Source organism: Thermodesulfobacteriota bacterium, from assembly GCA_039028315.1.
Taxonomy (GTDB): Bacteria; Desulfobacterota_D; UBA1144; order Nemesobacterales; family UBA2774; genus CR02bin9.
In genome coordinates this window covers 1-10,302 of record JBCCIH010000072.1, presented here as the reverse complement: position 1 = coordinate 10,302, position 10,302 = coordinate 1, and the positions used below count along the sequence as shown (strand labels likewise).

Here is a 10,302-nt window from a genome sequence, read left to right as displayed (position 1 = left end):
CTGAAAACCAGAGCTTATACCATAGAACTTATTAGAGCCCGCCATATCTTCGGATCAGAGGCCTTTTTACTGTTGACTGAAATAGTGCCGTTTTCAATTCCAAGCAGGAAATTATCAACCGTTGGACCTGATGCTGACTTAATTCCTAAATATTTTTTATTTTTAACTGACATTTTCTTTGGGAGCCTATTGTTTTCAATTGTAAACCTAATAACTTCCAAGGTTTCCTCATGTTCCATCAGATCCATATGTTTTTTGGCTTTTTTAAGATCGTAGGTTCTCTCAAGAGGTATCTGAGCCAAACGAGCGCCCCATGCTGGAACTGTGCCGTCCCCTGGTCCATAATCGGAATTTTTAATCTTTATTGGAGCCTTATCGTAGCGAGGATCAAATGAGCTGCCGTCTATATTTTTCCACCTTAGTCTATTTAAAGTCCTTTTATCTTCTACGCCCCTTAGATGATATATTCTGTCTCTAACAGATTTTGATAACCTTCTAGTGTACTTCCTCCTAATTTTCTTAGCTTCTGTTATATAGTGATTGTTTATCCAGTCAGGGAATCTGCTCCATGACAATGGATTATAAGGATCTACATCAATGCTCTCATCATCTGCATCGACCATAGGATATTCACTTATCTCAAGATCTCCCACATCTTGATTATAGGTATCTTTATCCAAGTAAAGAAAAATATACGGTCCAGGTAAAGTGCTCATTATTTGGGCCAATCTCTTTTTTTTATAACCGAGCATATTAAGCATCTTCTCACCTCTGTAATATCTACGTATATGTCCAGAGTTTGCGTAAAATGGAGTTGCAACAGTTATAACTTTATCTATCCACTGGCTTACTGCACTTGGGGTTGGGTTGGTTCCATGAAAAATGTTTTGAAGAAATAGTGTAGCGATAAGGCCACCGTGACTATGGCAAATAAGAGTGGTTCTCTTAAGAGGGTTTTCCTCTCCCTTGGCCATCACAAGGGATTTAAATTCCAAGAGAAATTCTTCAAGAAGCTTCGCGCATTCATTTAGAGGACGTCTCCAGTCAAATCCATAGCCAATATAGTTGTAATCCCTCAATTTAAAGAACTTTTTTGTTCCGTCGTAGGGTTTAACCAAGAAATCAAGGGGACCATTGGGAATTATGATTTTATCACCCTTATCTCGGCCGTCATCTTGAATCTCTAACTTGTGTGCATCTCTGGCAGGCTTGAATATGCCCAGATCAATCCAAACCTCCTCATATTCAAAAGAACCAGGGTTTGGGTTGTCATATTTCTCTTCACTGCGCTCAAGAAGCGACCCACCGCCGCCTGGTAGTAGGATTATAGTTTTTCTTAAGGGATCATAATCTCTTGCTAATCTTTTAGCTAATTTGAGATTATTTATTCTGAGCTCTCTTTTTCTGACTGTGTTATAGTCCATAGCTCCCTCCTTAGCCGCACTGAGGTTTATATAATTCCAATATTAATAGACTTAGAGGGTTAATACAACATTATTAAGTAATGGTTCGATGCATGAGCTTAGGGTTTTTGATATTTCAGCTACACTCAGAATTACCCAATACTTTTTGTGCTCCTGTCCAGTTGGTTCGTTCTGGGCGGGAGCTTTTTTTATTGGGGATTATTTAAAATGCGCCTTCTTCAGAGCTTCCGCCCTTTGCAGTTAGGTTATCTTCTATACCAAGTACTTCTAAAAGACGCAGGCGAAGCTCTAGAGCCTCTGGAGCCCTGCTCATAGGGAATTTGTCGTACGGGAATTTTTCAACAGCCTCACGAAGCCCAAAGAGGCTATGATCAGATGCTGCTGATATCACCCGGACAAATGTATGGTGAATATCTGCTTCAAGGTCTATGAAATCAAGGTAAGCGTGTACAGGAGGAGTGCACATAACAGTCATTGGGCTGCAAAGCACGTCACGACCTCTTATCTGTGTGTGATCGGCAAACGGTGTTGGAGCATGAAGATACCACTCAACCTTGTCCTTATGCTTATTAAATTCTTCTATGAACTCATCTACGCTGTTTATCATTTAGACCCTCGTACTATCTTAATAATAATATTTAGTATGCTGGCGGATAATAATTTTGCAAATTACAGATAGAATACGCTTATATAGTATTGCTTATAACTCCAAGATTCTCTGAATTCCAGGACACATCACACAGAGTTCAGAGTCAACTTTCCTGGCCTTCAAACAGATCGCTTTGTGGAGGTATTTTGGATGGAACTTCATTTTTTATTGGCGGCAAGGTCTGAAGATATATATAAATTGATCTTAGCTCAAAAAAGCTAAGCTGAGAGTATACATTTGTAGGCATTGGCGAAATAAGTGGGTTTTCTTGACTGAAATGCTCTTTTTTGCGGAATATCTCTATAAAATCCTCTTCTTTCATTGATCCAATACCTGTTTGTTCGTCTGGAGTAAGATTTGCGGCAAAACTAACACCCCATCTGCCCACCCAAACAGTCGCATCAGTTGTATAGAAAGTTTTCTCCGCCTCCCCGGATATAATCTCTCTAAATGGAAGATCTGGAAGCGGCTGATCCTGCGCGTAACCTGACAAAAACCTATCTTTATCAGGTTTATAGCCAAGGGGAGTCTGTATCTTAGGCGTGTGACACATTGAGCATCCACCTAGCTCAACTAGCCTTTTTCCACGCTCAATATTGTATTGGAGATAAATTTCATCCTGCTCGCTTCGTTGTGCCTGTTGTTCAGACGGAGGTTGCGGCGCAGGCTTAGAGCTGCAAGATATAAGAGTGCTAAGCAAAATCAGAGCTAAGAGCACCCTGAGAATATTGTAATTTCCTCTTCCCATCCTTTGTTGCCTTAAAGGAATTATACCAAAAATTAGAGGAATTAAGAATATATAACGAGTAATTTTAGAAAATAATTAGAACAACTTAGAATTGTACTAAATATCTTATACCAAAGCGATATATTAACTACCGGAGGTTAATCCTTCTTTTCCGGGTTATCAACAACATATTCAGCATGCATAAGATAAATAATACGGTTTATTGTGTGATGAACATTTACGTACTTATCTTCGAGCTGACTCTGTGCAAACTCCAACCAATCAATCATAACGTCCGTCATTGGTACATTTCTCTGCTTGGCTTTTTGCTTTATCATAGTCTCAAGCTCTTGAAGCCCGATTCCAAAATATTCCCACTCTTTTTCTCTATCTGATTGCTCTTTTGGCTGATCATTGTTTACTTCTTCGCTCATTGAATCTTCTCCTTTGCTATTCATTACAAAGGTTTATGTTACCTGAAATAGCTATTTATATTAAGCAGACTTACAAATAAAATTATTTGATATCATTGGTATGCCCCTTATACTATAGATTATGAGAAAAAATATATGCCTTGTTGCAATATTTATTTTTCTAACTGTTCCTACATTCGCGGCTGATTATTCCTCAAATACTATGGCGGCCCATCCCGAGTGGTACATCAAAGTGACAGACTGGAGTGTTTATGCCACCTGGAGCGCTGTGGCTATTATTCACCATGTCACAATTGAGAACAATAGCGATATAGAGTACAAGGACGTAAAAGTAAGAGTTTGCTATAGTTCTATGTCTCCAGGGGGAGCAGGTCAAATTGTTAGCCAAGAAGTCGGCGTTCTGCCAGTAACTCTTCCTCCTAGAAGCAGTGCTACCTATCTTCCTGCTGGACACACATTAGGAGCTGGATCTTCGTTTATGAACGCTGTGGACATACAAGTTGTAAGCGCTACGCCGGTTTTAAACTAAAACAGGTGTTCGAAATCACACTGTCTTGCAACTATCTGTAATAATTCATATATATTTGATATTTATGTTTTTTTCTGATTCAATTCAACAGATAATCCACAGCCTATCCACAGCAATTTCCACTTTTTTGTAAATATATTTAAAATAGGGGTTACAAAAATCTTAATTTTAGTTATAATAACAAATAACCGGATGTTACAACCCGAGCCCCATGTAACCGGATACTAATTCACTTGGCAGTAATTAGCATAAGGTGGGGCTCGTTAGGATTAATAATTATATATATTTATTACATACTTTTATCAGTACAACCGGTTTGGGTTTTGAAATTTAGCTACATTTATTAAGATTTGATTACCGTCGAGATAAGAGGTTCCGTATTGGTTTATTCCACATTATCTGCTTCTTTATCAGGCTTAATTTTGTAAATAGATTTATTTTTAAGAAGGTTTATTAATTTGTGGTTTCAGAATCTTTATCTATTGAGATAACCGTTATTGCTTTTCCGTCTTTTTCTACAATCTGAGCATTGGTGTTAACTTGTTGTTCTTCGGTAGGTTGTTCTAGCGGGTTTATTACTTCAAAGTCCATACTTTTAGTGGGAGCTAACATAGTACGGCGGTACTGGCGGGTACCTGCACTTTTATTATAGAAATTCTCTCTATTGAAGGTATCTCTCTCAAAATCATCTTGATTTGGCACTTCAAGTGGTCTTTCTTGAACGTCTTCAGGAATAAACTGTTCTACTATTTTATCCATGGTTTGACCCAATGAAGCATAAGGACATGCTAATATGAGTGCAAAAGTAATGAGAAGTAGATATTTTTTCAAGTCCAGCCGCCTCCTAGTAATGTTCTACAAATAATTGTAGCACATAAATTACCTACATTGCATGATATTTATTTTTTTTTAATTCCCCACTTCACAAACACCTAATTTTTGTATTATAATAGCAGGTGGGTCTGGAATACATCGGCACCAAACCGTTTGTATTCCCTTAACATAGATATTTTGTTGTTATTTAGCTTTAAATAAGTTTGTAAGACAGGCTGGGTCGCCTGTCAAAATAAAAAAGGTAAAGGTCGGAAGAACATGACGAATCAATGGCAATCTATTGGTATTTCTCCTGAAGAACGCTTCCTAGAGCTATATTTTGAGCCTGAAAGCGAACAATTTCTAGCACACTTCTACGAGCAGCTCGGAGATGGTATAGGCGTTAAGAGTCTATACGCAAGACACTTTAACGAAAATGAATATCACAAGATAACTCCTAACAGCAAGCAGTTAACTTATGAAGATGTTATCTTGTGCCCTGAGAGCAAGAAAATATTTGTAAATGTGTTTAAAATTAAGAAAAAACATGACAAATATACCGGCTACGACTGGCATTCCCTTCAGATGATAGATACAAACACCGGCGAAGTCGCAGAGGTATTAAAAGCGGGACAGCTTGATAGTGAGCGTCCATATTCAAAAGTTTGGATCACCGAGCTAAGGCGTGCCAGACAAAACGGCGAGCAGATCGTGTGCACTATGGCTTTTGAGAAAAAGAATAAGCGCGGGTCAATTCAAACCGATTACTACATCTGTAAAATTTTCACTAAAACAGGGCTTTATAAGAGAGTTACTAAGCTTGAAGAAAAGGTCTGCAGTTTAGATATATCTAAAGTCCAAGATAAAAACGCAGCTTAACCACAACTAATAAGAAGAGACAAATTCCTCAAATTCCTGTGGGCTTCCGTTAAATACGTTGAAGTCCACAAATCCATTAATACCATACAACCTACCTCTATTTGCATACTGCCAAAACGTCCACTCACGTCCGTCTGGAAGAGTTGGCTTATGATATATATTTCTTATCCATATTGGATATTCTATTTCCTCTCCCTCTAGAAATGACCGATAGGACTGCCTTGTTGCATAAATAATAGGAGTCTTGCCGTACTTTTGTTCGGTAATACGGGCAAATTCTGTAATCTCTCTAAGAACTTCTTCTTTAGGTGGTCTGGCGCTGCAGTTACCTCCAAATTCAAGGTCTATGGCCGGAGGAAGTGAGTCTTTTTCAACCGGAACTGTTTCTGTAAAGTTTTGAGCCTGCTCCTTGCCTGTTTTACAGAAAGTAAAGAAGTGATATGCACCCCTTACGAGACCAATCTCCCCTGCCCTTTGCCAGTTATGTTCAAACTTAGTGTCCTTGTGATCCCCGCCTTCTGTAGCTTTTATGATAACAAAACTAATATCTTCACGCTCTAGTATATCCCAGTCAATCACATCTTGGTGGTGTGATATATCAAGCCCGTGCACAGGATATACGGCTTTGTCCGGGTAATTAAAGCGAACATAGCCCAGCTCAAAGAATAATATAGCCAAAAGCCCTAGAAACACTGCAGTTACAAGTATTACGATTAGTCTAGTCATAATTTAGTAGTTATTAGAATATATTATACTAATTACCACCCTAAATTACATAGATTATTAATAATTACTAATTTGTAGTCTTAGAGGTCGGCCTATATAGATGATACCAAACAATACCCAAGGTATTTAAAGCTATTAGGGCCCAAAGCGCAACTTTAAATCCATCCTGTATGTCTCCTCCAATTACCCTTGGCCAAAAATGTACAATTACACCGAACAGATATTGAACTACAAAGGCAAATAGAAATACAAGTATATTTGCTGCGGTTAGAGCCCTGCCGCTTACCTTAGGGCCAAAATGCTGAGCTATTACGGAATAAGTAACCAGGGCTATCTGCGCGAAGTAGCCGTAAATAAACCAGATTATATAATGGGTAGAAAATAGACTAAGCGCCATCATTACCATTGTAATTATGTGTATGCTTATTCCAGCTGCGACTACAGCTGCGAGTGAAACTTTAAGCTTATTAGCTATTTGTGATGTTAACCCGCCGCTTAAAAATCCAAAGATCATAGCAACAGCAATCACTGATAGATAATTGGCGGTTCCTAGGTGTGAAATTCCAACAACTCGGTTTATCCAGGGACCTAGCCAAAGCCCCTGCATTGCTATGAATCCGCCTAGTGAGAAAATAAGCATTGGAGAGATTTTCCAGAAATAACCGTTTCTATATACATCAAGAAGACCTTTTATATTTTGGCCTATGGATTCTTTTTCTCCGGTCTTATCATCATTACTTACAAAATAGATAAGAGCAGCAATTAAAAAAGTTAAAACTCCCAAGGATATACAAAGAGTACGCCAACCGAATTCGAGTTGAAAGAGCTTAGCCGGAGTCGTTGCTAAAAGCGCTCCCACTCCTCCAAACGCGAGAATAATGCCTGTGTAATAGGGAATTTTATCACTCTCGACTCTATCCGCTATGGCTTTTACTGCGCAGATGAAACTCCCAGCCATACCAATTCCCAAAAGCGCTCTGGTAATTGAAAGAGAAGTAACGCTTGAAGACAGCCCGAACAATACGACTGCAATTGCTGCGACAACAAATAGAGTCACCTGTGTCTTACGAGCCCCCCAGGAATCAACAATCAAGCCAAGCGGGATCTGGAATATTGCAAAAGCTAATACAAATGTTGAGGTTATCAGACCTATGTCTATATGATTTAAAGAGAGGTCAGTAATTAATGGATGAGCAAGAACTGCATTAACTGACCTAAAAACCATATTAATAAAATAGCCAAAGCCAAATGGTATAAGAGTAGTCAGCCATAAGTTCTTTTTATCAGTCAAGTGATTACCTTTTAAATTGTTTGGCTATAAGATAACACATGTATATAAAATAATCACTCAACCTTTAGGCGGTATTTTTTCTCGGTTTTGTTGCCGTTTACATCAGCAATACTAATGCCTATTTTATAATGCCCTTTTGGGACGTGGATGGATTTAGCATGAAGTATAGCGCCGTTTTTATTGGTCTTAAAATATTTAAGCACTCTATCAGTTACATCTATGTGAACGAAAAACTTCTCTCCCCAAACTTTCAGAGTCCCTGGATCCAAAGGAGAATCATTTTGCTTGATAACAATAAATACATTAGCAGGGTCAACTGCAATTATTGTAGGCCCTTTGTCGGTCTGCACTACATCTGGCTCTTCTACAATTATGCTAGGATGATCCAGTGTATCTGGTTTATTGTTAGGCAGAACTTCCTTTTTCCACTCGTCGTGGCTGTATCTAAGCTCTTTGGCTTCATCTTCTGTGAAGAGATGAGCCTCATCTGAATAAGCTGCATACCCAAATATAGAGAGTCCTATTATTAAAACAGCGAATATTGATGCGATTTTTCTGATGGTGGTTCCTCCGTGCTATTAATTAACATACTCAAAAGCTGACAAAAGATAAAATCATAGCTATTTAGGAATTCAATCCATTTGTATTAGAACGCTCGTATTAATTTCCAAAAGAGTGTAGAATGCTCACATCAATCGTGGAGGATGATATCTTGAAACTCAAACACAACACCAGAACTGTATTGAACCTATCTTTATTTCTCATAATATTTGCGGCATTTATTACTGCTTGTCACGATGACAATGACAGAAATAGCGACCCAACTAGTCTTCAGGACAGAACTTTAACCGAGCGCGATTTTGCTCGCGACAGCAACTTGCGTGCAAATCCCGAAGGTGGAGTAGTTGCATCATTTTTAGAGCCGCCTACCGCTACAACCGAAGAAAATCTTACAGGTGAGCTAGGTTTTGATGTAATTCCATATAGGTACGACCGAACTCTTAATCACAGGTTTTGCTTCTTAAATTCTGAAGAGACCGAACATACCCTCAGACTTCAAACAACTACAGGGGAAGTAATCTTAACTTCTCAGCCGGATGGGCAATGCGTAACAGCAACAGTTGAGCCAGGGCACTACGAAGTTGTTCTGAATCATGGTCAACATCTTGATAGGGTCGAACCTGTTTTTTTAATAACTATTTCAGACGCAGATCAATTAGCTAATAACAATGCGTCCGGATTTTTAAAATTAATAGACAATATTGGAAGTGTTTTTGTGACTACAGCAATAGCTCAAACTACAGATGATAATGTAACTACATTAATTTCTACAAACTCCTGCGTTAATTGCAACTTATCTGGTGCGGACCTTACTGGAGCTACCCTAACTTTTGCTGACATCTCAGGGGCTGATTTAAGCGGCGCAAGCTTAAGTGGAGTAGACCTTTTTGAATGTCTGGCAATCGGAACTGACTTTAGCGGCGCTGATCTTAGCAACACAAGCGGCACAACAGACCTTAGAGGATCTGATTTAACCAATGCAAACTTTAGCAGTGCAAACCTAACTGGCGTCAATTTCAGCAGTGCCGATATGTCTGATGCAAATCTTAACAATGCAACAATTACAGATGCGGAATTTGATAATGCTAACCTAGTAGGAGCAACATGGATAGACGGGGGCACCTGCGATATAACCTCTGTAGGATTTTGCAATTCATCAGGTGGAGGCGGTAATGATGTAGACCCGTGCGAATCTCTTACAGTAGATTCTGCTCATGACGGAGTCACTATATATAGATGCATACTTCCTGAAGTGCCTACAGAAATATGTACGGACGGCACCGATGTAAGTACGGGGCTTCCTGTTACCGTATGTGAACCAAACGAAGATGAAGATCCAATCACATCAGTAGACCTTGTGGACATATTTGATCAAGCTACTCAAACCTTCGGAGCAATACTTGATAATAACGACACATTTGCAATTTTAGCCTGGGGAGGAGAAGGCGGCGATGCATCTAATGATTTATTCACAAGCGGTGGTGGTGGCGGTGATAGCGGTTTTGCTTCTACTGTTACAACCTTATCTGACTATTTAGACAATTTCGGTCAGACAACTTTTTACTACTATCTTGGAGAAGCAGGAATACTTAGCAACGTAGATGGTGATGGAGGGTCCTCAACACTTATAATGAACGTTGAAAGTAGCCCAAGCTCTTTGGAAGACGATATGGTACTCATAGCAGGCGGAGGAGCAGGCGGAAGTGAAGCAGGTTTCTTTAATGACGGTGCTACAGGTGGTCAGGGCGGTATCGCAACATCAACCGTAAATGGTCAAGGATTTATTGGTGTAGGACAAGCTATTATTGATGGTGCAGAGGGTGGAAGTACAGACGGAACAAGTGTTGGCGGAAGTGGAACAAATGACGGACAGGATGGAATTGGCGGACAAGGCGGACAAGGCTTTTTAGGCGCTAATAGTGAATGGGTAAATGGTGATCCCGGCGTAGGTTCTGACGGTAGAGGCGGAAATACTGATAGTAGTTTTAGCTCAAGCGGCGGTGGCGGCGGAGGCGGAGGCCTAGGCGGCGGTGGAGCCGGGGATGGAGAGCCGGGAGCGGGCGGCGGCAGCTTCTCAACGGCTGCAACAGTCACATGTAGCAGTGCACCTGATTTTGACAATGTTCCTTCAGGTACAGGTTCTAAACGAGAAAGCTTTAATAGCAGAAACGGAAGTGTTGAAATTTGGATATTCCCAAACGGTTGTAATTAAAACTTGATGTGGACAAGGGGGATAGTTTATTTGCTGACTCCTAATTTTAATCCCAAT

11 protein-coding genes are annotated in these 10,302 nt (G+C 39.7%); 3 read left to right on the top strand and 8 right to left on the bottom strand.

What is annotated here, in order from left to right:
* Nucleotides 1-14 precede the first annotated feature (14 nt).
* The 4 genes from AAF462_05970 to AAF462_05955 form a co-directional block, all read right to left on the bottom strand.
* On the bottom strand, nucleotides 15-1,424 hold the full coding sequence (locus AAF462_05970) for a hypothetical protein (GenBank protein MEM7008667.1): 1,410 nt from the start codon (nucleotides 1,422-1,424) through the stop codon (nucleotides 15-17).
* Nucleotides 1,425-1,626: 202 nt separating this feature from the next.
* The gene (locus AAF462_05965; protein ID MEM7008666.1) at nucleotides 1,627-2,031 is read right to left on the bottom strand and encodes a hypothetical protein; all 405 of its coding nucleotides are present in this window, start codon (nucleotides 2,029-2,031) and stop codon (nucleotides 1,627-1,629) included.
* Nucleotides 2,032-2,176: 145 nt separating this feature from the next.
* Nucleotides 2,177-2,821 (bottom strand): diheme cytochrome c-553, encoded by a 645-nt coding sequence (locus AAF462_05960; GenBank protein ID MEM7008665.1) that lies wholly within the window; start codon nucleotides 2,819-2,821, stop codon nucleotides 2,177-2,179.
* Between the two features lie 137 nt (nucleotides 2,822-2,958).
* On the bottom strand, nucleotides 2,959-3,234 hold the full coding sequence (locus AAF462_05955) for a hypothetical protein (protein ID MEM7008664.1): 276 nt from the start codon (nucleotides 3,232-3,234) through the stop codon (nucleotides 2,959-2,961).
* Between the two features lie 121 nt (nucleotides 3,235-3,355).
* Here AAF462_05955 and AAF462_05950 point away from each other — a divergent pair, with 121 nt between their 5' ends.
* Nucleotides 3,356-3,763 carry a hypothetical protein gene (locus tag AAF462_05950; GenBank protein ID MEM7008663.1) on the top strand — a complete coding sequence of 136 codons (408 nt, stop codon included), beginning with the start codon at nucleotides 3,356-3,358 and terminating at the stop codon, nucleotides 3,761-3,763.
* 453 nt (nucleotides 3,764-4,216) lie between these two features.
* Here AAF462_05950 and AAF462_05945 read toward each other — a convergent pair whose 3' ends face one another.
* The gene (locus AAF462_05945; GenBank protein MEM7008662.1) at nucleotides 4,217-4,594 is read right to left on the bottom strand and encodes a hypothetical protein; all 378 of its coding nucleotides are present in this window, start codon (nucleotides 4,592-4,594) and stop codon (nucleotides 4,217-4,219) included.
* A gap of 261 nt (nucleotides 4,595-4,855) precedes the next feature.
* Between AAF462_05945 and AAF462_05940 the strand changes: the two genes are divergently transcribed.
* Nucleotides 4,856-5,455 carry a hypothetical protein gene (locus AAF462_05940; protein MEM7008661.1) on the top strand — a complete coding sequence of 200 codons (600 nt, stop codon included), beginning with the start codon at nucleotides 4,856-4,858 and terminating at the stop codon, nucleotides 5,453-5,455.
* A gap of 6 nt (nucleotides 5,456-5,461) precedes the next feature.
* Here AAF462_05940 and AAF462_05935 read toward each other — a convergent pair whose 3' ends face one another.
* The 3 genes from AAF462_05935 to AAF462_05925 all read right to left on the bottom strand — a co-directional run bounded on the left by AAF462_05935 (nucleotide 5,462) and on the right by AAF462_05925 (nucleotide 7,822).
* Nucleotides 5,462-6,181 carry a GH25 family lysozyme gene (locus AAF462_05935; protein MEM7008660.1) on the bottom strand — a complete coding sequence of 240 codons (720 nt, stop codon included), beginning with the start codon at nucleotides 6,179-6,181 and terminating at the stop codon, nucleotides 5,462-5,464.
* A 67-nt stretch (nucleotides 6,182-6,248) separates the two neighbouring features.
* Complete coding sequence (locus tag AAF462_05930) at nucleotides 6,249-7,472, bottom strand: MFS transporter (protein MEM7008659.1); 1,224 nt, start codon at nucleotides 7,470-7,472, stop codon at nucleotides 6,249-6,251.
* A 53-nt stretch (nucleotides 7,473-7,525) separates the two neighbouring features.
* The gene (locus AAF462_05925; GenBank protein MEM7008658.1) at nucleotides 7,526-7,822 is read right to left on the bottom strand and encodes a hypothetical protein; all 297 of its coding nucleotides are present in this window, start codon (nucleotides 7,820-7,822) and stop codon (nucleotides 7,526-7,528) included.
* A gap of 362 nt (nucleotides 7,823-8,184) precedes the next feature.
* Here AAF462_05925 and AAF462_05920 point away from each other — a divergent pair, with 362 nt between their 5' ends.
* Nucleotides 8,185-10,245, top strand: a complete 2,061-nt coding sequence (locus AAF462_05920; GenBank protein MEM7008657.1) for a pentapeptide repeat-containing protein — start codon at nucleotides 8,185-8,187, stop codon at nucleotides 10,243-10,245.
* Nucleotides 10,246-10,302: the final 57 nt, after the last annotated feature.

Coding starts and splice junctions, on each gene's coding strand:
- AAF462_05970 (MEM7008667.1), bottom strand. CDS start 1,424: ATGGACTATAACACAGTCAGAAAAAGAGAGCTCAGAATAAATAATCTC.
- AAF462_05965 (MEM7008666.1), bottom strand. CDS start 2,031: ATGATAAACAGCGTAGATGAGTTCATAGAAGAATTTAATAAGCATAAG.
- AAF462_05960 (MEM7008665.1), bottom strand. CDS start 2,821: ATGGGAAGAGGAAATTACAATATTCTCAGGGTGCTCTTAGCTCTGATT.
- AAF462_05955 (MEM7008664.1), bottom strand. CDS start 3,234: ATGAGCGAAGAAGTAAACAATGATCAGCCAAAAGAGCAATCAGATAGA.
- AAF462_05950 (MEM7008663.1), top strand. CDS start 3,356: ATGAGAAAAAATATATGCCTTGTTGCAATATTTATTTTTCTAACTGTT.
- AAF462_05940 (MEM7008661.1), top strand. CDS start 4,856: ATGACGAATCAATGGCAATCTATTGGTATTTCTCCTGAAGAACGCTTC.
- AAF462_05935 (MEM7008660.1), bottom strand. CDS start 6,181: ATGACTAGACTAATCGTAATACTTGTAACTGCAGTGTTTCTAGGGCTT.